The organism is Streptomyces sp. Je 1-4 4N24, assembly GCF_026239515.1.
Classification (GTDB): Bacteria; Actinomycetota; Actinomycetes; order Streptomycetales; family Streptomycetaceae; genus Streptomyces; species Streptomyces nigrescens.
Genome location: NZ_CP110836.1, coordinates 8,158,145 through 8,181,919, shown reverse-complemented (window position 1 = coordinate 8,181,919; position 23,775 = coordinate 8,158,145). Strand labels below are relative to the sequence as shown.

The 23,775-nt window shown below is 69.1% G+C and carries 18 protein-coding genes and 1 pseudogene; 10 read left to right on the top strand and 9 right to left on the bottom strand.

The annotated features are described in order from the left end of the window. Positions 1-3 precede the first annotated feature (3 nt). On the top strand, positions 4-1,194 hold the full coding sequence (locus tag SLV14N_RS35420; protein WP_263272570.1) for an epoxide hydrolase family protein: 1,191 nt from the start codon (positions 4-6) through the stop codon (positions 1,192-1,194). An 18-nt stretch (positions 1,195-1,212) separates the two neighbouring features. Here SLV14N_RS35420 and SLV14N_RS35415 read toward each other — a convergent pair whose 3' ends face one another. Both SLV14N_RS35415 and SLV14N_RS35410 read right to left on the bottom strand, forming a co-directional pair. Further along, the gene (locus tag SLV14N_RS35415) at positions 1,213-1,449 is read right to left on the bottom strand and encodes a hypothetical protein (RefSeq protein ID WP_263272569.1); all 237 of its coding nucleotides are present in this window, start codon (positions 1,447-1,449) and stop codon (positions 1,213-1,215) included. Positions 1,450-1,612: 163 nt separating this feature from the next. Beyond that, positions 1,613-2,806 carry a hydrolase gene (locus SLV14N_RS35410; protein WP_263273386.1) on the bottom strand — a complete coding sequence of 398 codons (1,194 nt, stop codon included), beginning with the start codon at positions 2,804-2,806 and terminating at the stop codon, positions 1,613-1,615. Positions 2,807-3,761: 955 nt separating this feature from the next. Here SLV14N_RS35410 and SLV14N_RS35405 point away from each other — a divergent pair. From SLV14N_RS35405 to SLV14N_RS35375, 7 genes are all read left to right on the top strand, one after another. Continuing rightward, positions 3,762-6,080, top strand: a complete 2,319-nt coding sequence (locus SLV14N_RS35405; protein WP_263272568.1) for a cache and HAMP domain-containing protein — start codon at positions 3,762-3,764, stop codon at positions 6,078-6,080. Positions 6,081-6,099: 19 nt separating this feature from the next. After that, a complete protein-coding gene (gene pgsB, locus SLV14N_RS35400; protein ID WP_263272567.1) occupies positions 6,100-7,437 on the top strand; it encodes a poly-gamma-glutamate synthase PgsB in 1,338 nt (445 codons plus the stop codon). Then, positions 7,434-7,916 (top strand): poly-gamma-glutamate biosynthesis protein PgsC/CapC, encoded by a 483-nt coding sequence (locus SLV14N_RS35395; RefSeq protein WP_208686699.1) that lies wholly within the window; start codon positions 7,434-7,436, stop codon positions 7,914-7,916. Before pgsB ends, SLV14N_RS35395 begins: the two co-directional genes overlap by 4 nt. 49 nt (positions 7,917-7,965) lie before the next feature. Continuing rightward, complete coding sequence (locus SLV14N_RS35390; protein ID WP_263272566.1) at positions 7,966-9,006, top strand: C40 family peptidase; 1,041 nt, start codon at positions 7,966-7,968, stop codon at positions 9,004-9,006. Positions 9,007-9,047: 41 nt separating this feature from the next. After that, the gene (locus tag SLV14N_RS35385) at positions 9,048-10,964 is read left to right on the top strand and encodes a glycosyltransferase family 39 protein (protein WP_263272565.1); all 1,917 of its coding nucleotides are present in this window, start codon (positions 9,048-9,050) and stop codon (positions 10,962-10,964) included. Positions 10,965-11,503: 539 nt separating this feature from the next. Further along, entirely contained in the window at positions 11,504-13,024 is a 1,521-nt protein-coding gene (glpK, locus tag SLV14N_RS35380; RefSeq protein WP_208686693.1) for a glycerol kinase GlpK, read from the top strand. A gap of 160 nt (positions 13,025-13,184) precedes the next feature. Continuing rightward, positions 13,185-13,724 carry a TerB family tellurite resistance protein gene (locus SLV14N_RS35375; protein WP_263272564.1) on the top strand — a complete coding sequence of 180 codons (540 nt, stop codon included), beginning with the start codon at positions 13,185-13,187 and terminating at the stop codon, positions 13,722-13,724. 233 nt (positions 13,725-13,957) lie between these two features. On the opposite strand, the gene SLV14N_RS35370 is transcribed toward SLV14N_RS35375, so the two are convergent. The 7 genes and pseudogenes from SLV14N_RS35370 to SLV14N_RS35340 form a co-directional block, all read right to left on the bottom strand. Then, positions 13,958-15,214 (bottom strand): protein-glutamine gamma-glutamyltransferase, encoded by a 1,257-nt coding sequence (locus SLV14N_RS35370; RefSeq protein ID WP_263272563.1) that lies wholly within the window; start codon positions 15,212-15,214, stop codon positions 13,958-13,960. A gap of 257 nt (positions 15,215-15,471) precedes the next feature. Continuing rightward, positions 15,472-15,729, bottom strand: a complete 258-nt coding sequence (locus tag SLV14N_RS35365) for a hypothetical protein (RefSeq protein ID WP_263272562.1) — start codon at positions 15,727-15,729, stop codon at positions 15,472-15,474. Between the two features lie 697 nt (positions 15,730-16,426). Then, the gene (locus tag SLV14N_RS35360) at positions 16,427-18,643 is read right to left on the bottom strand and encodes a cation-translocating P-type ATPase (RefSeq protein ID WP_263272561.1); all 2,217 of its coding nucleotides are present in this window, start codon (positions 18,641-18,643) and stop codon (positions 16,427-16,429) included. Next, on the bottom strand, positions 18,633-18,941 hold the full coding sequence (locus tag SLV14N_RS35355; RefSeq protein WP_208686683.1) for a DUF1490 family protein: 309 nt from the start codon (positions 18,939-18,941) through the stop codon (positions 18,633-18,635). The genes SLV14N_RS35360 and SLV14N_RS35355 overlap by 11 nt, the downstream gene beginning before the upstream one ends. A 29-nt stretch (positions 18,942-18,970) precedes the next feature. Further along, positions 18,971-19,899 (bottom strand): annotated as a pseudogene (locus tag SLV14N_RS35350) (metal ABC transporter permease). Further along, positions 19,899-20,789: a metal ABC transporter ATP-binding protein gene (locus SLV14N_RS35345; protein ID WP_263272560.1), complete on the bottom strand. Its 891-nt coding sequence runs from the start codon at positions 20,787-20,789 to the stop codon at positions 19,899-19,901. The pseudogene SLV14N_RS35350 and the gene SLV14N_RS35345 overlap by 1 nt, the downstream one beginning before the upstream one ends. After that, the gene (locus tag SLV14N_RS35340) at positions 20,789-21,724 is read right to left on the bottom strand and encodes a metal ABC transporter solute-binding protein, Zn/Mn family (RefSeq protein ID WP_263272559.1); all 936 of its coding nucleotides are present in this window, start codon (positions 21,722-21,724) and stop codon (positions 20,789-20,791) included. The genes SLV14N_RS35345 and SLV14N_RS35340 overlap by 1 nt, the downstream gene beginning before the upstream one ends. Positions 21,725-21,906: 182 nt before the next feature. Here SLV14N_RS35340 and SLV14N_RS35335 point away from each other — a divergent pair, with 182 nt between their 5' ends. Continuing rightward, positions 21,907-22,293, top strand: a complete 387-nt coding sequence (locus tag SLV14N_RS35335) for a hypothetical protein (RefSeq protein WP_263272558.1) — start codon at positions 21,907-21,909, stop codon at positions 22,291-22,293. Then, positions 22,293-23,498: a GTP-binding protein gene (locus tag SLV14N_RS35330; protein ID WP_263272557.1), complete on the top strand. Its 1,206-nt coding sequence runs from the start codon at positions 22,293-22,295 to the stop codon at positions 23,496-23,498. The genes SLV14N_RS35335 and SLV14N_RS35330 overlap by 1 nt, the downstream gene beginning before the upstream one ends. Positions 23,499-23,775: the final 277 nt, after the last annotated feature.

The following is a 23,775-nucleotide window of genomic DNA, read 5'->3' as shown; positions in this document are numbered from 1 at the left end:
CTCATGAACCGTCCAACCGCCGACGTGCAAGCATTTGAAGCCCACGCAACTGACGCTGACCTCGACGATCTGCGCGCGCGATTGGCCGCGGCGCGGCTACCGGAGGCCGAGACCGTCTATCGCGCCGCGCCCGACCCTCGCCGATGGGAACAGGGCGTTCCTCTCGCCGACCTCGTCGATGTCGTGAACTACTGGCGCACCGGGTACAACTGGCGGTCATTCGAAGAGCGCCTCAACCGGATCGGCCAATTCCGCACGACCATTGATGATCTGGGAATTCACTTCCTGCACCGCCGATCCGCGCGCGCGGATGCCACTCCTCTGATCTTGACGCACGGCTGGCCAGACAGCATTGCTCGGTTCATCGATGTAGTGGACGAGCTGGCAGATCCGAAAGATGCAGACGCGCCGGCGTTCCACGTCGTGGTCCCGTCGCTACCGGGCTTTGGTTACAGCGACAAGCCGGCCACCACCGGGTGGGGAACCGAAAAGATCGCGGCCGCATGGGTGGAACTGATGGGAAGGCTCGGCTACAGCAAGTTCGCAGCCCACGGCGGCGACTGGGGAGGCAATATCACCACGGTTCTCGGCGGCAGGTTCCCGGCGCACGTTCTCGGCATCCACACAACGTTCGCGGAGGGACCGCCCGGGTTGACAACGGACGGGCTGACGGCGGTCGAGCGCAAGTGGGCCGAGGAAACCCGCTACTTCTGGCGCCACCGCGCGGCGTACGCGAAGCAGCAGGCGACCCGACCGCAGACCATCGGCTACTCGCTCGTCGACTCACCGGTCGGGCTTCTTGCCTGGATCCTTGACAAGTTCGCCGAGTGGTCAGATACCGAAGACAGCCCGTTCGAGACGATTTCCAGAGACAGGCTTCTTGACAACGTCACCCTGTATTGGCTGACGCGGACCGGCGCATCGTCCGCCCGCATCTACTACGAAAGCCACAACTCGCTCGACCCAGAACTTCGGGTAGACGTCCCGTCAGCAATCACTATGTATCCCCGCGACATCGAGAAGTGTCCGCGCCCCTGGGCACAGGAGCGGTACCGACAGATCGTCCGGTGGAGGTCGCCCGAAACCGGGGGACATTTCCCCTCGCTGGAGGTTCCCGAGTATTTCGTCAAAGATCTGCAAGAGGGCCTCGCGGCAGTGCTGGCCGCCAGGTCTAAAACTGACGGACGCTGTTGACAGCTGGGTCTCTCGTATCTAGGAGACCTGCATGATGAGGCTGTTTTGGCGCTCGGCCCCCAGTCCGCCCAGACGAGGTTCATGGACACGCCACCCGGCGTTGTGGGCGGCGATGTCGTCCTTGTCGGGCCAGAAGTGCGGCTGGACGCCCTTGTTGCGGTAGTCGGACCGCCTCGGGTACGGCAGTGGAGCCGCCTGGGCACCAGCGGTGGCGTCACCATTCGCATCGACCTGGCGGATCGAAACGGATGTCATGCCACGCCCTCGTGCACATTGCTCGGTTGCCCTCGAAGCTCGTCCGTTCCGCCTGGGCCACGGGTACCCGTCGAGCGTCCGCAGCAGGTCAGCGTGCGGTGCGGGTGTACGGCCGGGACATACCGTCGCGCCAGGCAGTGGCCGACGGTGGCGTCCGGTCGGTTCAGCGGATGAAGTCGACCTCTGGGTAGTGGCGCGAGGGGCCGTCGAGCAGGTGGCTGTTCCGATGGCGCAGGTGCTTGTCGAAGAAGGCGGCGACGTAGGTGCGTTGGACCTCGATGGAGCGGTTGGGGTCGATCGTGCCGAGTGCCTGCTGCATTGCTTCCGGGGTTATCCCGAATGCGCCCGGCGCCTGGGGGAACAGGACCTGGTTGTCGACGAAGGAGTTGTGCCCGGAGCCGCGCAGCTTCAGGTCGAGCCGCTCTCCGTGCAGGTTTTCCCAGAGCCGCCGCCAGCTCCGGTCGCTGTTGCGGTTGTGGTGCTCGGAACTGAACAGCATGTAGGGGCGGTCGAGCCGCTGGTGGACCGACGAGCCGAAGAGCTGGCCGTCCAGGTTCACGCCGGCGTCGATCCTGGAGTCCGCGTGCATGGCGGCGGCCACTGAACCGCCGCCGAGGGAAGCGCCGAACATCCCGATGTGTTTCGTGCTCACGGCCTGGGTCAGCCCGTGAGGGAGCGGCTTGTGTTCCACATCCGGGTTGTGGCCGCGGGCGATCTCGGCCAGCTGGTTGATGACGAAGTGGGTGTCCGCCGCCCGGACGTCGATCAGGTCGCGCGATTTGGAGCCTGGCGGCAGCATGCTCACCTCATGTCGACCGCCAGGGAACACCACATCGCCGGTGTCGTGGGTGTGGTCGATGGTGACGACCAAGTAGCCGCGGCTGGCCAGGTCCTGAACCAGTGCCGTGCCCGTCGCACGGTTCCCACGCCCGCCGGGCGAGTACAGCAGCACCGGCAGCTTGCCGGCCTTGCGGCCGACCGGGGCACCGGTGTGCCCGGCAGTGGTGGGCAGGGTCACCCCGCCCGGCAGCACCTGCTGGCTGACCGGGAGCTGCGCGGCGGGATAGCCGCTGGTGTGCGTGGCCGGATACCACAGCGAGACCATCAACTCGCGCTGCTGCCCGGGCACCCACGGATCCGTGCGTTTCGTGTCGCGCAGGTGGAGGTCGACGGTTCCGACGCCATAGCGCCCGGTCGGGGCGGGGAGAGTCAGCTGACCCGGGGCCGGCGCCGCGTCCAAGGCCGCCGCCTGGCGCAGGGGTTGCGCCGCGTCCAAGGCTGCGGCCTGGCGCGGGGGTTGCGCCGCGTCCAAGGCCGCCGCCTGGCGCGGGGGTTGCGCCGCGTCCAAGGCCGCCACCTGGTCCGGGGCTTGCGCCGCGTCCGAGGCCGCCGCCTGGCCCGGGGCTTGCGCCGGGTCGTCCAAGGCAGCTGCCGCGGTCATGGGCGTACCGGTGCTCTTCCCGGCGGCGACAGCCGGCGCGACTCCGGCGCCCAGGATGACGGCCAGCGCCCCAGTGGTGCCGGCGACCCGGGCTCGTAACGGGCTGTGACGCCTTCGTGCGTGTTTCATGGGCAGTCCTTCTCCATGAGGGCGAACACCGCGTGGCCGGCGGTCGGTTGGCGCTCATCGTAATAGGTGATTTGCCATTGCCAAGCCAAGACCCCTTGTTTATGCGGAGAGTTCTTATTACCGCACAGTTGGTGATGTGACGCCGTCGGTACTTTCTGGAGTTGCGCGGCGTCGGCCTCGTGCCCTGCACCGTCGTCGGCCGTACGTCCGGGCTTTCCCGTGGATCCGTCTGCGCGTGGATCGACCTTCGACACATGGAATGCGTCGCGGAGTTGAGCATGTCGAGTGCCAATGCGGGATACGTACGGGAGACCTGCCCTGGCGTGCGGATGCAGTGGTCAGCGCCCTGCGTTCGACATCCTCGTGACCAGTTACAGCGGCACGGAATGCGACGTCGGAGCGGGCATCAGGAACCGGCGATTAGCCCTGGAGGAACGCCTCAACGGTGCGAGCACGCCGACATTCGAGCTCGCCGAGTTTCGACAGGGGCGTTGGCGAATTCGCCGCCACCGGGATGAGGCGGAGGTCCAGAAGTGGCCATTTCCTCGGTCGATTTGAGTGCAGAGGTTCCGTATGGTCCCTTTGCAGGGAAGCGCCGCGAACGAACTTGTGATTATCGTGTGAACGCAGCTCGATACTGGTCGAGTTGCCACCCGTTCATCCCCCCATGTGCCGAGAGGAGGCTGCCCTGCACCCGGTTGCTCACGCGCCCCGTCGACACCGTGCGCGACGCCGCGCCGACATGCCTCTGCTCGGAGGTGTTCGTCCACCGATCGCCGCACTGCTCTGCGCGCTGCTGGCAGTTGCCGTCTTTCCCACACTCGGCGTCGGCGCCGTTCATGAGCAGGAGGTCCCCCAGGCGGTACGCGACGCGGAACGCCGGATCGCCGAGGATGCCGCGGACTCGTTCAAGACGTCCGTCGACGTCAGGGCCAGGGCAGTGCGTCATTCCGCCGCGTCGGTCAGGGCCCCCGCGAGCGGTACTCCGAAGGCGACGCTGCGGTCCCTCCTTCCGACCGGTCCCCCGGTCCGGGGCGGTGTGCTGCTCGCCCCGCACACTGGCAAGCCGCTCGCGGCCGGTGGTGAAACGGTGCCGCTGGCCGGGGTGGACGCAGCGGCCCTGGCGCGGTCCCCTGCCGCCAACCTCCCGCCCCGGCTGGTCACTTCGGGCCGCGCCGGACCGCGACTGTTGTTCTTCGCCCGGGTGGCTGTCCCTGCTCCGGACCGGAACCCTGACGGCAAGCCGGACCAAGCACGGGAGCCGGCGGGGGAACAGGGTGATGGTGCACGCGAATTCCTGTTGGTCGTCTCGGAAAAGGTCGCGGCCCTCGCGGTCCACGGAGACGGGCGCACCGCTCAACTGGTGGGCCGGAACGGAAAGGTGCTTGCCACCACGGCCGCCACTGGCAAGCCCCTGACACTCGACGCCAAGGACCGCACCCTGCCCTCCGCTGCCGCGGACGCCGGCCTGCACACCGGTGACGCCTCCGGCAGCATGCTCGGCGACGGTCACGACGGGCTGTGCAGGGTCGCGGGTTGGGCATCGGTCGCCGCGATGGACGGCAAGGACGACACCTTCGGGCCGGGACTGACGATTCTCACGCTCAGGGATGTGACTCCGGCGAAGGGCGGAGCCGACCACACAGGGTTCGCCATCGTGGCCGCGGGCGCGTTGGTGGTGATCGCCGTGCTGGTCACTCTGGTGCTGTGGGTCACCGTGCAGCGTCCGCTGCTGCGGCTGCACCTGTCCGCTGCCCGGCTGGCCAAGGGCGCCGGCGAAATGCCCGGAGTACGCGCGGAGTTGGCGCGGCCGGTGGCAGCCGGCGCGTTCGGCGAGCCCGGCAGGGTCGGCCGGGCGCTGGAGTCGATACGCCGCCAACTGCTCGGCCAGACGGAACCGGAGCCTGTGCGGCCGGTGCGGCGCCGCCCCGGTGTCCGGGCTCTGGTCCTCATCTGCACAGTCGTGATCGCCGCGTGGGGAGTGCCGCTGCTGTTCCTGCTCAATCGCGTACCGGCCGCCCAGGCCGTACCGGCAGCCGCCGTCGCCGACCAGCAGGCACGCACCGAAGCCACCGCTGACCGGGTGCGGCAGTCCCTCGGCCAGAGCCACGCCGACCTCGCGGCGACGGCATCAGCCATCGCCGGTGCGCCACGGGAGCGGGCGGCGCAGGTTCTGCGACGTGAACACGCCGACCACCCCACGTACCGTTCGCTGTACGTGCTGGACCACACCGGTGCCATCGTGCTGCGAGCGGGCAAGGAGCCGCTGCGCACCCTCGTCCGTCCCACCGGCGACGGAATCACCCAGGTCAATACGTCGGGCAAGATCCCCGCGATCGCCGCCTACGTCCGGATCCCGACGGCCAAGAACACCAAGAACGCCGATAAAGGCGGGGACACCGCCTCGGCCGTAGTCGTCGCGGAGATCGGCGTTGACGCGCTGAACGACCTGGTTGCCCGGCCGGGGCTCGGCAGAGTGTGGCTGACCGACGAGCACCACAGAGTGCTCGCGGCAAGCGTCGGCTTTCAGGCCTTCCAATCGCTCCCCAGCCGCGCCCTCACCCGTCTGGTGGCCAGGACCGACGCGGCACCCGGCGGCGCGGGCAGCCCGGCATCGGCCGTCCTCCACGCGGGGACCGCGCCGGGCGCGGGCCCGTCGGTCGCGGCCGCCGTGCCACTGGCACAGACGGGTCCGGCCGCCGGCCTCGGCTGGCGGGTGGTCTCCGCCGAACCCGCCGCAGCGCTCAAACTGGCGGCATATCAGGTCCAGTCACGCACCATGCTGGCCGGGCTGCTCGCCCTGGCCGCGGGGGGCGCCTGCCTGAGCTGGCTGCACATCGTGGTGGTCAGACCGCTGCGCACCCTCACCAGATGCGCGGAGCGGCTGGCCGACGGTGACCGCCGCACCGTGCTGTACCCGGTCCACCACGACGAGTGCGGTTCGGTCACGCGCAGTCTGGAACTGCTCCGGCAGGCGCTGGTGGAGCGGGACCGCGGCGGCGGGCGAGCTTACGTGGCCTCTGTCCCTGCCCCATCGTTCCAGCGCGGCAGCGCACCGTAGCAGTGAAGGATCAACCGACGTGCTTTTCCTCTATGTTGTCCTGCTGCTGAGCTGTGCCGTGCTGCTGGTCGCCGGCGTGCTGGAGCAGCGGCGCCACTACGCCGCGCTGGCGCAGATCCCCACGCGGGTGCTGGTCAACGGCATTCGCGGCAAGAGCTCGATCACCCGGCTGTGCGCGGGGGCGCTGCGGGGCGGTGGCCTGGTCACCGTGGCCAAGACCACCGGCACCGCTGCCCGGTTCATCCACCCGGATGCCACCGAGGAGCCGGTGTACCGGAAGTTCGGCATCGCGAACGTCGTCGAGCAGATCGGCATCGTCCGGCGCGCGGCGGCCTGCCGGCCGGATGCTCTGGTGATCGAGTGCATGGCGGTGATGCCCGCACTTCAAGAGGTCAACCAGGAGAAGCTGATCCGCTCCACCATCGGCGTGCTGTGCAACGTCCGCGAGGACCACCTCGCCGAAATGGGTCCGACGCTGGACGATGTGGCCCGCTCGCTGTCCCGGTCGATGCCGGTCGGCGGGGTCTGTGTGACCGCCGAGCAGGAGCGGCTGCACATCCTCAAGGAGGAGGCGGACAAGCGGAGGTGCCGCCTGATCGCGGTCGATCCGGCATCGGTCACCGACGAGGAGCTGCGCGAGTTCAGCTGGTTCACCTTCAAGGAGAACGTCGCCATCGCGCTGGCCGTGGCCGAACTGCTCGGCGTGGAGCGGGCCACCGCCCTGCGCGGCATGTGGGACGCGCCACCGGACCCCGGCGTGCTCTCCGTCGAGCGCTACCGCACACCGGACGGCAAACGGCTGCGCTTCGCCAATGTCTTCGCCGCCAACGACCCCGAGTCGACGTTGATGAACGTCCGTCAGCTGGAGGAGCTCGGTGCGATCCGCCGCCCGCTGAACGTGGTCATCAACTGCCGCCCGGACCGGGTCGAACGCAATGGGCAGATGGGAGCGATCGTCCCCGACCTGGCCCCGGACACGGTCTTTCTCATCGGTCATCCGACCAAGAGCGCCCGCGACGGCATCCCGTCGGGCTGGTCGTCGGGTCGGGTGGTGGACCTGGGCGGCGACCGGCGCGACGCGCAGGAGCTGACCCGCGCCCTCCTCACCGAACTGGCCCCGGATTCCTCGCTGGTGGCCGTCGGCAATATCCACGGCCAGGGCGAGCTGTTCCTGGAGCACCTCAGCAGGCTGCCCTCGGACGACGCCGACGTGCCGCTTCCGGTCGCGCACCCGCCCGAGCCGGAGCCGTACAGCTGGGTGGCATCGCTGAACGACCCGACGTCCGGGCCGCATCTCCCGAGCCCCGCCGCTGCCCATGCCGACGCGCTGTACCAGCCGACAAGGAACCCGCTGTGATCCCCGTCAACGTCACTCCGCAGACCATCGCGCTGGGGATAGCCCTCGGACTGGTCTTCTCACTGGTCTGCTATCTGACCACCAACCTCTCTCCCGGCGGCATGATCACCCCCGGCTGGCTCGCGCTGACCCTCGTCACCGATGTGGTCCGGGCCGCGATGGTGATCGGCGTCACGGCGCTCACCTTCGTCGCGACCAAGGTCCTTCAGCGTCATGCAATCCTTTACGGGAAGCGGCTCTTCGCCGCCGTGGTGCTGTCCGCAGTGCTGCTCCAGACCACGGTGCTGCTCGCGCTCCAGCACGAGTTCCCGCTCCTTTACACCGCCCAGACACTGGGCTTCATCGTGCCCGGCCTCATCGCCTATCAGTTGGTCCGCCAACCGCTGGCCGCCACCGTGATCTCCACCACCGCGGTGACCCTCGGCACGTATGTGGTGCTCGTTGCCGGGCTGCTGCTGGGGGCACTGCCCATCGGCTGAACGAGCCGCACGCGTCCGCCGTACCCCTCCGCACGTAGACGAGGTCACCATGGGCACCAACCCCACCCCGCCCGGCAGCCCCAGTCGCCGTCAGATCCTGGCCTGCGCCGCCGGTCTGGCCTCCGCAGGTGCGGTCACTGGATACGCATGGCACCGCTTCCGGAGCGGCGTACCGGGCGGTGACTTCTCGGTCCCCGCCGGCGGCTACCGCTTCGAGCGCCGCGCCGCGCCTGCCCGTACGGTGGTTCGCGCCGCCGACGACCGCGTGCTGGCCACCTTCACCGACGGTGCCCGCACCGCGCTGCTGACCGGCCCGGCCCGTACCTGGAGCGAGCCGCGCACCACCGGCGCGGTGGTGCGCAGCGACGCCTGGGTACGGCTGATGGGCGGTGCATGGAGTCAGGACAAGGAGCGAACCCGCTGGTTCCGGGAGTGGTTCCCCAAGGCCCTGGCCGACCGCAGTCCGGACGTCCTCGCCGTGGCCTTCCAGTACGGCGACGGGGCGCACGATCTGCGCACCGCGTCGGGTCTGCGCTACGCCGGCAAGGCTCACTTCGGGCCGCTCGTTCCCGGACAGTCGCCGACATCATTCGACTACCGCGATGAGAAGTCCGACTTCTACGACTACCTCGGCACTCCCTGGACCTTCCCGGACGGCATCCGCAAGCACCCGGAGAAGGAGCGCTACGGGGACGTGGACTGCTCCGGCTTCATGCGCCTGGTCTGGGGCTACCGCATGGGCTACCCCATGCACGCCACCAACAGCCCGGGGGCCGGCCTGCCCCGCCGCGCCTACGCCATCGCCTCCCGGGCCCCCGGCGTGCTGCTGATCCCGAACACCGGCCGGCCACCTGCCGACATCAGCCTGCTGCTCCCCGGCGACCTCGTTTTCTTCGCCATCGACATCGGCAGACCGCGCGACATCGACCACGTCGGCATGTACCTGGGTCCGGACACGGACGGGCGCCCGCGCTTCTACTCCAGCCGCTCGCGGGCCAACGGGCCCACCATGGGCGACCTGGCCGGCCGCGCGACGCTCGACGGCCATGGCTTCTACGCCCAAGGGTTCCGCACGGCCCGCCGCCTGTGAAGCCAACGCACCCAGCCCGCCGCCCCAGGAGAGACCCCGCCATGGCCACCACCCCCCTCACCCGGGACGCCACCGACCGGCACCGCCCCACGCAGGGCATCAGACGCGCCCACGCCAGGCGCCGTCAGCGGACCGCCGTCAGCCAGGAGTGCTACGCCCTGCTGCTGATCCTGGCAGCCGCCGCGGTGCTCTACACCTGGGCCATCGACCGTGCCGCGGTGCACCCGTACTACACCGCGGCCGTGCGGTCGATGGCAGCGGACTGGCACGCCTTCGTCTTCGGCGGGCTCGACCCGAGCGGCTCGGTCACCCTGGACAAGATCCCCGGTGCGCTGTGGCCGCAGGCCCTTTCCGTCAGGCTCCTCGGACCGTACAACTGGGCGGCGGTACTGCCGCAGGTGCTGGAGGGGGTACTCGCTGTCTGGGCGCTGCACCGGATCGTCCGTGCCTGGGCCGGCCCCTTGGCAGGGCTGCTCGCCGCGCTGGTACTCACCCTCACTCCGGTCACCGTCGCGCTCAACCGGCACAACATCCCCGACACCCTGCTCGTCCTGCTGCTGGTCCTCGCGGCAGGATCGCTGCAGAAGGCCGTCCGCACCGGGAGGCTGCTGCCGCTGCTCGTTTGCGGGACATGGGTGGGCCTGGCCTTCCAGGCCAAGATGCTCCAAGCGTGGCTCGTCCTGCCGGTCTTCGCCGCGGTGTACCAACTTGCAGCACCTGGTTCCCGATGGGACCGGGCCCGGCGGCTGCTGCTCGCCGGGATCACCGCGCTCGTCGTCTCCTGCTCCTGGCTGCTGCTGGTATGGGTCACCCCCGCCGCGAACCGTCCCTACATCGACGGGACCAGCAACAACAACCCCTTCACCCTGGTCTTCGGCTACAACGGGCTGAGCCGCTTCGGCAACGACCCGCACGCGCTGGGCGCCGTCGCCGGCACCGCCGCCAGCCGCACCACCGGTAACACGGGTTGGACCATGGTGGTCAACCAGAGCGTGGGCCCGCAGATCGCCTGGCTCCTGCCGCTCGCCGTACTGGTCTTGGCGCTGGGCGTGTGGTGGCGCGCCGGACAGCCGCGCACCGACGGGCCGCGAACAGGGTTCCTGCTCTGGGGCGGCTGGCTGGCGGTTCACATCGTGGTCTTCAGCAACTCCAACGGCAACCACGGCTACTACATGACCGTACTGGCCCCGGCCCTCGCCGCGCTGGCCGGTGGCGGAATCGCCCTCCTGTGGGCCGAGTACCGCGCCGGTGGCCGACGTCGGGCGGCGCTGCCCGTCGCTGTCGGGCTCACGGCACTGTGGGCCGCGGCCATTGACGGCCCGCACAGCGAATTCGCGCCCTGGCTGCTGCCGGTGGTGCTGATGCTCGGCCTGTGCGGGACCGTCGGCCTGTGGACCAGCGGACCACACACCACACGACGGGCGATGCGCAGCCTCCTGGCAGCGTCCCTGACAGCCGTACTGCTCGCCCCGGCCGTCTGGGCCGCCTCCTGCCTGAACCCGCGCTACCCCGGCTCACCGATCGAGCCACTGGCCGGACCGGTCGGCCCCGGCTACCAAGATGCGCACCACCACCGGGCCAAGGTCCGACGAAACCCCTTGAACGAACCGTCCGGGCGGGACAGCGCACTGCTGAACTACCTCTCCGCGCACCGTTCCGGGGAGAAGTACCTGCTCGCCACCCAAGCCGCCTACGGCGCCTCGCCCCTGCTGCGCGCCACCCCCCAACCCCTACTGGTCATGGGTGGCTTTACCGGCCTGACCCCCTATCCGACCGCACCACGGCTCAGGGACCTGGTCTCCGCCCACCAACTGCGCTACGCCCTCCTCACCACGCGCCGCCCGTCGACACCGGCGTCGGTCTGGGTGAAGAGAAGCTGCACCCCCGTCTCCCCAAAGGCCTACGGTCAGCTCTCGGACGGAAGCTTCACCCTCTACGACTGCGCTGAAGGCAAATGACCTCCTGAACACGGCGAGTTCCGCGGCCCACACCCTCACCGGTCGCGACGGCTCCCGTACGCAGGCGGCTGCATCGCACTCCGCATTCGGGACGGGCGACGGCTTCGCACACTCGCTGATGAGGCGTCACCTGCGTCGGTCAGTACAAGGGTCACGTGGCCCGCCCTCTGCTCGATCGCCCCGGGGGATTCCGGGAGGGCGACCTGTGAGGGTGCGGCTGCCATACAGGGCTGCGCCCTCGCCGTGCCGCGCGATCTCGGCCACGGCAGGCTCTGGATCGCCGCCTCAAGGATCTTCGAAACTTTAAGTTACCGTGCGGCAACCCCTTGACGTCATCCTCCAGGGCGGGCAAAACTGCCGTCCTGCGGTCGACATTGTCGAACGGTGGATGACATCGGGGCAGAGTCGCTCCGATTGGTCTCCGCCGGAGTGCGTCGACGAGCTGAATCGGCGCCGCCGGCCGTACCAGCCGGCTCCCACGTCGATCGAGCCCAGCCGCCCCGCCCCCGCACCGTATTGAGCCGCTCCAGGAGCACACCGTGACCCACGCGCGAACCGCCGGCCCGTTCATCGCCGCGATCGACCAGGGCACCACGTCAAGCCGATGCATCATCTTCGACCGGGACAGTCGGATCGTCTCCATCGACCAGAAGGAGCACGAGCAGATCTTCCCCCTGCCGGGCTGGGTGGAGCACGACGCCAGTGAGATCTGGACCAACGTCGAGGAGGTCGTCGCCGGCGCCCTCGACAAAGCCGGGATCACCCGCGGCCTCAGAGCGATCGGCGTCACCAACCAGCGCGAGACCACCGTCCTCTGGGACAAGAAGACCGGCGAGCCGGTGCACAACGCCATCGTCTGGCAGGACACCCGCACCGACGCGCTGTGCAAGGAGCTCGGCGGCAACGTCGGCCAGGACCGGTTCCGCCACGCGACCGGCCTGCCGCTGACCTCCTACTTCTCCGGCCCCAAGATCCGCTGGCTGCTGGACAACGTCGCCGGCCTGCGCGAGCGCGCCGAGCGCGGCGAGATCCTCTTCGGGACCATGGACTCCTGGGTCATCTGGAACCTCACCGGCGGCCCTTCCTGCGGCGTCCACGTCACCGACGTCACCAACGCCTCGCGCACCATGCTCATGAACCTGCACACCCTGGAGTGGGACGAGCGCCTCCTCGCCGCCATGGATATCCCGGCCGCCATCCTGCCGCGGATCCGCTCCTCCGCCGAGGTGTACGGCATGGCCGGCGGAGCCCTCTACGGCGTGCCGGTCGCCTCCGCGCTCGGCGACCAGCAGGCGGCGCTGTTCGGCCAGACCTGCTTCTCCGAAAGCGAGGCCAAGGCCACGTACGGCACCGGCACCTTCCTGCTGATGAACACCGGCCGCCGGCCCGTCCACTCCCACAGCGGGCTGCTGACCACGGTCGGCCACCGGATCGGCCGGCGAGCGCCGGTCTACGCGCTGGAGGGCTCCATCGCGGTCACCGGCTCGCTGGTCCAGTGGATGCGCGACCAGCTGGGCCTGATCGGCACCGCCGCGGAGATCGAGACCCTGGCGAGCTCGGTGGGGGACAACGGCGGCTGCTACATCGTCCCTGCCTTCTCCGGCCTGTTCGCCCCGTACTGGCGCTCCGACGCCCGCGGCGTGATCACGGGCCTGACCCGCTACGTCACCAAGCAGCACATCGCCCGCGCCGTGCTCGAAGCCACCGCATGGCAGACCCGCGAGATCGTCAACGCGATGCACAAGGACTCCGGCGTTGCCCTGACCTCACTGAACGTCGACGGCGGCATGACCTCCAACAACCTGCTGATGCAGACCATCTCGGACGTCCTGGACGCCCCTGTGGTGCGCCCGATGGTCGCCGAGACGACCTGCCTCGGCGCTGCCTACGCGGCCGGACTGGCCGTCGGCTTCTGGCCGGACACCGACGAACTGCGCGCCAACTGGCGCCGCGCCGCCGAGTGGACGCCCCGGATGGACCCGGCCGAACGCGACCACACATACAAACTCTGGCTCAAGGCGGTCAAGCGGACCACGGGCTGGATCGAAGAGGAGCACTGACTTGTGCAGAAGGACTGATGCGGTGAAGGCGCCGGACCGGAACCGACACCCGAGTGGGAATCCATCTTCAACGTCACTATCACACGGCGCCGTTGCCGAAGTGTCACCGGCCGACGGCAGTCCGTGCCGGGAGAATCGGACGCAGCCGCCGGAGGGACAGATGCCACACATATGGGGAGTGCGCACGACCTGGCGCACGGTCGGCGACGGCGAGTTCTTCTGCCCCGGCTGCGGCGGCGACCGTAGCTACCTGCGCCGCATCGGCCGCCATCGGTTCGCTCTCCTCGGCATCCCCCTCCTCCCCCGCGGCACCGCGGGAACCGTGGTCGAATGCGCCGCCTGCCGGACCTGCTTCCGGACCGACGTCCTCGGCCACCCCACCACCACCCGCTTCTCAGCGATGCTCCGCGACGCCGTGCACACCGTGGCCCTCGCCGTCCTCGCCGCCGGAAAGGAGGGCATCGATGGCAGCGGCACCGCGCTCACCATCGAACTCCACGAGGTCCTCGACCCGCTCGCCCCCCACCTGGCCCCCGCCGGGAGCGAGGACATCCTGCTGCAGGGCGCCCGCATCGCCCTGGCCGACGGACCGTACACCCCCAGCGAGCACCAAACCCTGGCCGCGGTCGGCCGGGCCCTGCTCCTCAGCCACGAGGACACCGAACGACTGCTGGCCATCGCGGCCCGTACGCCGTCGTAAGGCGCCGTATGTGTCCTCTCCCTGACAGCGAGGGCGACGAACAGTGCGGCCGACCTCAGCGTAAGGAAGGAAGACGGCGTCAGGAAAACACGCCGTCGCGACGGGAGAAGGGCCTCCCCCATGCGCCACGCGCACGCCAGTCCCTCCGCGACTGTCCCCCGGGACCGCATCGACGCCGGCGTGTGGCGGGCTGGGGGGAGAGGGCCGGGTGACCCGGCCCTCCTACCCGGCTGTTACGACCAGCCCTGCTTCACCTCGGCGGGGGCGGTGTTCCAGCTCTTGGGTATGAACGTGATGACGTAGGTTCCGCGGTCGAAATCCGCGTACCCGGCAGACCAGTTCCGGAACTTGCTCTCGTATACGTTCATGGGGCCCAGGCCACTGTTGGGCGCGTGGTAGTGGTTGGCGTGGGTCCATATGGTTTTGTCGGCATCCGCTTCCGCCTGAGCCCCAAACCAGCCGTAGTCGAAATTGACCCAACTTTCGCCAGGTTGGGCGGGACTGCGCGGAATATTCCTGTCCTTCGACATGTCGACCAGGCCTGTGCCCTGGTCTGGGCGGAAGGCGTCCGGGTCGCCGTACTTCCTCTTGTCAGAGGAGCCCCGCTGGTCCTGCCCGCTCCAGAAGTGTTTCGAGTAGACCACCGCCTTCATCTTGGATGGGTCGTAGTTGCCTCCATCCCTTTCCTTGAAGGACGGCGTATTCCTCAGCGCCGAGTAGAAGTTCGAACGGCTGTCCTCGTAGCGCAGAGCGTCATTTTTGTTCGCGAGCTCCGTCTTGAGGTTGTCGACGTAAGTCCCCTCGTCGTGCGCATTGTCCAGGGCCTTGTTCATGACGGACGCCACATCACGCGCCCGCTTGAAACCCTTCCCCTCGTCGAAACTGTCCTTGACGATGCGCCCCTCAAACTCGGCTTGCGTCTCATTGGGGCGTGGCCTGCTGTTTTCCAAGTTACTCTTGTACTTGTTCTCGTCGAAGAACGCGAACGCCAATTTGTTCGTCGGGTAGGGGCCCGAATTGACCCAGGTGATGCCGACGCAGCCGTAGGACAGCTTTTCTCGCTGCTCTTCGGTCATTTGCTGTTGGTTGCCGTCGCGGTGACTGTAGACCTGCTGCCACTTGCGTATGTAGTTGTTGACGACCGTAGTGGCCCTACCTCCGTAGGCCCGGTACGCGTCAGGCATCCGGTTGAGCGGCTCGGCGGGAGGGGTCACCCTCTCGTCGACAGCGTCGGGGGCCCGGAAGAGCGCGCTGGCGCTCGGCGGCAATTCCGCCAGAGAATTGCCAGGTTGACCCGCAGTCAGGGCTCTTTTGTTCAGTGCGTTGATGTTCTTGACGTCCTCCGTCGTCAGGCCGTGCGTTTCGGCGTAGGAACCCTCCCTTTCCCCGTCGCCGCCGCTGGCGGCATGACTGACCGACGGCATGACTCCAGCGGTGCATATCGCCGCACTCACAGTGGCGAAGGCGAGTAAACTACGACGTTTGTACATGAAAATCAGTAACTCCCTTGTTGTGGAATCTCGTGAAACGGGACATGCGAGCGAACGACGCGATGAGGGGTTTGCGGTAAGCAGCCGCTCCGTGGCCTCAGCCGGCTGTCCTGGGTCGCTGCGCCGGCGACAGGAAGGAACGCCGCCACGAGGCGGAAGGAGATGCGGCGAAAGCGGGAGACGGCGGCGGCGCGGTCGTCGCCGGTCATGACCTGGTGGCCGGCGGGCCGCCCGGGTCGGGCGGCACCGGTGCCTCGCTACATCAGCGTCGCCGCCGCGGCGACGACGCGGGCCCGGCCCGGGGGGCCGAGGTCGCCGTAGCGGACCTCGACGCGCGGATGGGAGTGCATGAAGTCGGTGTCGCCCCGGCGGACCTGGCCGGGATGGCCGACAGCGGCGGTCGCCGGGGCGACGGGGGTCGGGGCGGCCGCCTGGGCTCCCTGGGCGAGGGGCAGGGCGGGGGCGCCGGTCACGGCGACGGCAGGGACAGCGCGCAAAGCGATGGGGCGTATCACGTATCGGCTCCTGGATGAGTGATCAGGTAGATACGATCAGTGATCGTGCCCCCGGCGCCAACTCCCCGGCAACGTCGCGGTCTCACAATCGGCCAATCTGTCACGTAGGGCGTATCCGGCCATGTATCCGAGCCGGCCTGTGGGGCGATGCGGCAGCGTTCCCCTGCTCCTGGCGTGTGGTTCGCGGCGAGGCCGGTACCGATGTTGTCGAGAATCCCACGGTGCGGTTGAAGCCGTCGTCGACCGGGACGAAGAGTCCCATTCAACGGGGTGAACCGGCTACGGGAGCGCCGTCAACACGCTCGGGGCCGCAGTCAATCGGGCCATCGCCCACTTGAAGGACTGGAAGATCTTCGCCACCCGCTACGGCGGCCCCCTCTCCCGTTTGGGGTCATCCGTCGCGCAGTGCCTCGGCCCGGGTCAGGGAGAACGGCGGGGTGCGGTCCTCCAGTCGCCCTCGGATGCGCTGTGCTGCCAGCCTGCGAGCCGTGCCACAGACGAGCCTCACCTGGCCCGTGTGGGGGTGCTCAACTCCCCTGTCATTGCACGCTGTTGACACACAGATCCCCTTGACCACCACAAAGGGCCTCTCAGAGTAGGGCAGCACTCTCCCAAAGAGTCAGCAAGAGACAGCAAGAGTCAGCATCCTTCCAGGCCGCTTACACAGCGCCCTCCGTGGAGCGAGACGGTCCCTCGGTCAGCGCAATCGTCGGTCCTCCAACGGCGCCGCCATCAGCAGGTCGTCCGTGGTCTGCGGCAGATGCGGGGTGTGGTTGACCAGCCGGGCCGAGTTCGCGACGACGGCGATGCTGCTGGTGTTGTGGAGGAGAGCGGCGAGGACCGGGTTGATGGAGCCGCCGGCGCCGGCGACCAGGCCCAGGAGATTGACGCCGATGGCTAGGCCGTAGTTCTGGCGGACGAGGCGCAGGGTGTGGCGGCTGAGTTCGACGACCGCGGGGACCTGTCGCAGATCGTCGCCGGGCAGGGCGATGTCGGCGGTTTCGAGGGCGACATGGGAGGAGTGTGCGCCCATGGCGATGCCTACGTCGGCGAGGGCGAGGGCGGGGGCGTCGTTGGTGCCGTCGCCGACCATGGCGACCGTGTGACCCTCGGCCTGCAGGTCGCGGATCAATTGGAGCTTGCCCTCGGGCAGGGCGTGCGCATGCACTTCGGCGATGCCGAGGGCGTCGGCGACGGCCTGCGCGGTTTCCGGTGCGTCACCGGTGAGCAGCGCCAGGCGTGTTACCCCCAGGGCGGTCAGCTGTTGGATGACGGTGCCGGCGCCGGAGCGTACGGCGTCGGAGACACCGAGGAGGCCGATCAGCTCGTCGTCGTGGGCGATACAGATGACGGTCTCGCCGCTTGTGCGCAGCTGCTCGGTCCAGCCTTGGGCTTCGTGTGTCAGCTCGACGCCGTGTTGGCGCAGGAGCGCGGGGCTGCCCACGAGCAGCCGGGTGCCGTCGAGTTCGGCGCGCATACCCATGCCGAGGACGACCTCGCAGGCCTGGTGGAGAGGTGCGCGGAGGTGCTGTTCTTCGGTGTGGGCGACGATGGCCTGGGCGAGGGGGTGGCGGGCGTGCAGTTCACCGGAGGCGGCCAGGCGGAGGACTTCGTTGGCGGTGTAGCGCTCGCTAAGGGTGACGACGCTGGTGACCAGGGGCCGTCCGAAGGTGAGGGTGCCGGTCTTGTCGAAGACGACGGCGGTGACCCGGCCGACGCCCTCCAGGTGGGTGCCGCCCTTGATGAGGGTGCCGCGGCGCGCACCGTTGCCGATGGCGGCGCTGATGGCGGTGGGGGTGGCCAGTCCGGCCGCGCAGGGGCAGGCGATCAGCAGCATCGTCATGGCGCGGCGGGCGTCGCGGGTGACGACGTAGGTCAGCGCGGCCAGCGCGAAGGAGACGGGGACGAAGCGCTGGGTGAAGCGGGTGGCGATGGTCTGGATCGGCGCCCGGTCGGACTGGGCCTCTTCGACCCGGCTGATGATCCGGCCGACGGTGGTGTCCGCACCGACGGAGGTGGCCCGGACGGACAGTGAGCCGGACGTGACGATGGTTCCGGCGTAGACCTCGGCCCCGGCGCGGGCGTAGACGGGCAGCGCCTCACCAGTGATCGCGGCCTGGTCGACGAGGGCTTCGCCGGTGACGACGCGGCCGTCAACGGGGATCCGGTGGTGCTCGTAGACGGCGACCAGATCGCCGGGCGCGACCTCTTCGAGCGCCACCTCGGTCTCGATGCGTCCCACGCCGTCCGCGCCTTCTTCCCGTACGAGCCAGACGCGTTCCTCGCCGATGGTGAGCAGCTCCTCGATGGCCCGCCGGGTCCGGCGGAGGGTCAGGGTCTGCAGGAATTCGCCGATGTTGAGGAGCCAGAGGACGGTGAGGGCGACGACGTTCTCACGCAGCACCAGCGAGATCACGGTCGCCGCTGTGACCAGGGTGTCGGTCCCGGGATGGCTTCGGCCGCGCAGCGAACGCAGGGCGCCGCGGAAGAAGGGCAGACCGGTGAAGAGGGTGATCGCGCCGAGGAGACCGGAGGAGCCCGCGGTGATGCGGGGGCGGCCCAGCAGTCGGCGCAGGGCCATGAAGGCGAGGACGGCGCCGCCGACGACCAGCCGGGCGAGTTCGCCGGTGGAGGAGTCGGGCGTGGAGCGGGTGGGCTTGAGGGGCGCGGAGGGGGGCGGGGCCTGGTCGAGCGCGGTGACGAGGCGGTCGACGTCCAGGAGATCCGGCGCCATCCAGATCACGACACTGCCGGTGCGCGGAAAGATCCGCAGCGCCCGGAAACCTCTCATGCCGGTCAGCCGCTCATCCACCAGCCCTGCGCTGCCGGGGCGCGCCCGCACCCAGGGAACGGTCAGCCGTACCCGGCCCGTGGCCACGGAGCGTACGACCACGCCGGCATCGTCAGTGCTCATGCCCGTGGTCGTGTTCGGTGGCCACTGCAGAGGGTGGCGGGACCTCTTCACCCAGTGACGTACGGGCCTCGGCGAGGACATCACCGGTCTTGAGCCGGGCCTCTTCCGCGGCCGACGCCATCCACCGGCCGGCCCGGATGCCGCCGGCCAAACCATTGACAACTGCCTTGCGGGCGGCGGGCTTTGCCTCGGGAAGGCGCTTGGCTGCGCCTTTGATGATCAGGGCGCCCACCACTCCGGAGACCGCATGGTGAGCAAGCCATCCGGCTGCGCCGCCGGCGAGTGCGACGGGGTGCATAAGAACTCCTTCCGTCGGTACCGGCTCCTTCAAGTGTGCGTCCGGATGGGGTCACCGGGCGAGCCGAGCGCGGTCCCTGGCGCCCGTTGCGTACGCCGCGCCTCCACCAGCCGGCACCCGAGGTAGATCACGAACGCGAGGGTGGTGACATACGGGCTGATGGGGATGGTGCTGCCGAGCGCGAGCAGGATGCCGCCCTCCATCGCGCACAGCGCGAAGACGACGCTCAGCACCGGCAGCAGCACCGGGAGGCGGTGATCCGGGCCGCGGCCGCCGCGGGTGTGACCAGAAGCGCGAGCACCAACAGTGCCCCGACGATCTGTACGCACAGTGCCACCGCGAGGCCCAGGACCAGCATGAACGTCAGGGACAGCGTCCGTACCGGCACACCGCGGGCCTCGGCCACCTCGGGATCGACGCCGGCGAAGGTCAGCGGCTTCCAGACGACGGCGAGAGCGACGAGTACCACCACCGACGTACCGACGAGCCAGGCCATCTGCGGAGTGCTGACGGCGATGATCTGGCCGGTCAGAATGCCGAACTTGTTCGCCGCCCGGCCCTTGTAGAGGGAAAGGAACAGCACCCCGAGGCCGAGTCCGAACGGCATGATGATGCCGATCACCGAATTACGGTCGCGCGCGCGGACGCCCAGGACACCGATCGCCGCGGCTGCCAGCAGGGATCCGGCGATGGAGCCGGCGACGATGTTCACCCCGAGCAACAGCGCGGCCGAGGCCCCGGCGAACGAGAGTTCACTGATGCCGTGCACCGCGAACGGCAGATCCCGCATGATCACGAACACCCCGGCCAGCCCGCCGACCAGGCCGAGCAGCACCCCGGCGATCAGGGAATTCTGGACCAGGCCGAGCAGCTCTCCGTAGTTGTCGAAGTTGAAGATCTGATGCCAGATGCCGGTGTCTTCCGCGCCGTCGGTGAGGAGTCGGAAGCCGAGCCCGATCACGGGCTTTCTCCCCCGTCCGCCCCGTCGGCGTGGGTGTGGCCGGTGCCGAAATCGGTAACCCCGGCCACCACGATCCGGCCCCCGACGCGGACGACATCGACCTGTGTGCCGTACAGCTCCGACAGAGCCGTGGAGCTCATCACCTCGTCCGGCGGCCCGACCCGGTGCCCGCCCCGTGCCAGATAGAGCACGCGGTCCACCAGGCCCAGGACGGGGTTGATCTCGTGCGTGACGAAGACGACGGCGGTGCCGGCGCTGCGGCGCCGCTCTTCCACCAGGCCGGTGAGGGTGCGCTGGTGGTGCAGGTCGAGGGAGAGCAGGGGTTCGTCGCAGAGCAGGATCCTCGGGTCGGTGGCGAGCGCCTGCGCGATGCGGATGCGCTGCTGCTCGCCGCCGGAGAGCCGTCCGAGGGGAACGTCCGCGTAGGGCGTCGCACCGACCGAATCCAGCAGGTCGTCCACCCGGCGGCGGACCGCGCGGCGGGCGAGTGGCAGCCCCCAGCGGTGGCCGTCGAGTCCGAGGCGCACCAGGTCGCGGGCGCGCAGCAGCGCGTGTGCGGGCTGGAACGTCTGCTGGGGCACATATCCGATGTGCCGGCCGCCACGGCGTGGGGCGTGCCCGAGGACGGTGAGCGCGCCCTCGCTGAGCTGCTGCCGGCCGAGCAGCACCCGCAGCAGGCTGGTCTTGCCCGATCCGTTCGGTCCCACCACGGCGAGGAACTCCCCAGGGCGTACATCGAGATCGAGCCCTCGCCACAGAACGCGGCCGCCGTACGCCAGTGCCGCGCCACGCAAGCTGATCACGGGCTCGGCCGGCAGATCCTCGCGCCCTCGCCCGGTCACTCCGCCCGGTTCGGGAAGCGGTCTTACGGCCTCGGTGCGGTCCATCACGTGTCCAATGCGTGCTTCAGGGCGGCGACATTGGCCGTCATCCAGCTGAGGTAGTCCTGCCCGCGGGGCAGCGTCTCGGTCACCGGCACCACCGGGATCCCGTTGTCCTCGGCTGCCTTCTTGACCTGCTCCGTCTCAGGGCTGGAGGTCTGCTGGTTGTAGACCAGTGCCGTGACCTGTTTGCGGGTGAACAGGCCAAGGGTCTGCCGCAGGCTCTGCGGGGAGACATCGCTGCCCTCTTCGACGGCCTCGCTGAAGTCCGCGGGTGTCTTGTTCCGCAGTCCGCTCGCCCCGGTCAGGTACAGCGGCACCGGCTCGGTGACCGCCACGGCGCTGCCCCCGTGAGCCTCCTTGATCCCCTGTTCCTGGTCTTCGAGACGGGTCAGCTTTTCTTTGAACGTCTCCGCGTTGTGGCGGAACGCGTCGGCGTCGGCGGGGGCGGCCTTGGCCAGAGCCGCGGCGATCCGGTCGGCCAGTTTCCCCATCGTGGGGAGGTCGTACCAGACGTGTTCGTTGAGCTGGGCGCCCGTCTTCGGTGCCTTCCCCGAGACCTGTACGGCGTCGATGACGGTGGGCGAGGAGTTCTTGGCGCTGTCCAGCATCCGGCCGACGAAGTCGTCGTACCCGCCGCCGTTCTCCACCACGACCTTCGCTTTCGACAGCGCCAGCCGGTTCTGCGTACTGGCCTCGTACGAGTGCGGGTCCTGCGCCGGGTCGCTGATGATCGACACGACCTCGACCCGGTCGCCGCCAATCTGCTCGGCGATGTCCCCGTACACGTTCGTCGAGGCAACGACCGGAATGGCCGACGAGCGGGCGTCGTTCCCGGGGCCACCGGGCGCATCGGCCCCCGAGGCACCGCCGCAGCCGCCGGCCAACGCGAGCGTCAGAACCATGAGCAGCGCCGGGCCGCGGATCGAGGACAGCCGCATCGCGGCCTCCCGAGCACAGAGAAACGGAAACGGTAATCACTTCATTATCAGCCCGATCTCTGCCGACCCTCCACCGGAGCAAGGGCGGGAGCGGCACCCCCTGGAGCCCGCCACGGACAGACGCCATGGCATGATATAAAAATGGAAACCATTTTCAATAACGGCGACGGAGAGGAGACAGCATGCGCGATGTGGCCCACAACAGTCGGAGCCGCCCCTTCACCCTGGTCGCCTGCACGAACTGCCGGGAAGCCGGGGTCAGCCAGGTGATGGACCGCCTGCGGCATGCCGTCCGCAGCTGCCACCACGGGGTCATGGTTGCGACCGAATGCCTGGGACGGCTCCTGGACTGCCACCCCACCAGCGGGCTGTACGCCGCCGTACAGCCATGCACAGTGGACCGCCGCCCCATGGGCACCCCCGTGCTTCTGGGCCCGATCGTCACGGAAGCCGATGCCGAGTCGGTCGGCGCATGGCTACTGGCCGGGATGCCGCGCGACGGCATGCTGCGCGTCGGCTTGCGCGCAGCACCGGCACCGGCACCCCGACGCCTCCCGCACCTCAACTGATGAGCTCCGCCATGCCCAAGGGCCTGTTGAGCGCGGTCGTCGGCAACACCCCTGAGGCTCGCGGCGCAGTGGTGAACCAGGCGATGCGCCTTTCTCCCCACACCGTGGTCTTGGCCGTCTCGATCCAGCACACGACGGAAGGGGAATACCCGACCGTCCAACGCTTCGTGTCCGGAAATGATCCGCGCCTGCGCGATACCGCACCCCTGAGCGCGACCGGCAATCCGGCGGTAATCCTCCGTCAGGACCTTCTCTCCCTCAAGCGCGCCGCAGGACGGCCCCACGTCACCCTCGCCCTGCCGACGGAGCTCGATGTCCTCCCGTTCCTTGTGGAGTTGTGGCGCACACGGATCGGGAGCAGCTCATTGGAGGACCATTACGAACCTGCCCCCATCCTGGTGGGCGTAGATCCGGCGTCCTTCGTGGCGGACATCGGTTGCGTCCACCGGACCGTACGTCTGTGGAACGAAAGCGCACGCAACGACCCACTGACACCCGCGGAGGTCGCCGCCCGCCAGATCGAGGCAGCGGACGCGCTGGTCTTCCCCGGGCCGGCGACCAGCAACGGCCACCGCGCAGCTGGTGTTGCCGCACTGGCCAGCCAACTCAACAGCCACGCTCTGCTCGTGCGGCCCAAGGGCGCCGACGATGCGGAAGTGGAGCTACCGCCGTCCCTCGTCCAACCGGCAGCCCATGGAATCGCCGACGAGTGGAGGTCCCGGCTGGAGCCCGTGACCGTGCCGCGCTCACGCCGCAGCAGCGACCAGGGGGTGAACTCCGTACTGTGGCGGGCCCGCCGTCCCCTGCACCCCGAGCGACTGGCAGACGCGCTCGGCACTGTGATGCGCGGCGTGGTCCGCAGCCGCGGACACCTGTGGCTGTCCAGCCGCCCCGACTCCGTCGTGACCTGGTGCTCGGCCGGGCCGCACCTGGAACTTCGCGAAGCAGGTTTCTGGCTGGAAGCAGGCGCCCAGCACGCTTGGGATGCTGTCTCGCCGCAACGGCGCACGCTCGCCTCATGGTTCTGGCACGACTACTACGGCGAGCGACGCAACGAGATCACCTTCACCGGCATCGATCTCGATGCGCAACGAATCCGTTCCACCCTTGCCGCCGCGCTGCTCACCGATGCAGAACTGTCACTGGGCCGGGACGGCTGGATCTCCACCCCCGATCCGCTGCTCAGTGACGGAGATCCGCCCTGATCACACGGGTGTGTGTACCGGGTTGGGCGGTGCCGTGGCTGCGACCACCGCCCAACGCGGAGGCATCACTGGATTCCCTCGCAGCAACGGATCGATGAACGAACGATCTTCACCAACTGCCGCGGGACGGAGAGCCGGCCCCTGGAAACCGGCCGCCGCCGCGCCCGCTTCGAGTTCAGCCTCCACGACCTGCACGACCGCCTCGCCGGCCCCGAGTGGTGGGACGACCAGGACTTCGCCAGCCGCAACCAAATCTCTGGTACCGCGCCGCCCTGTG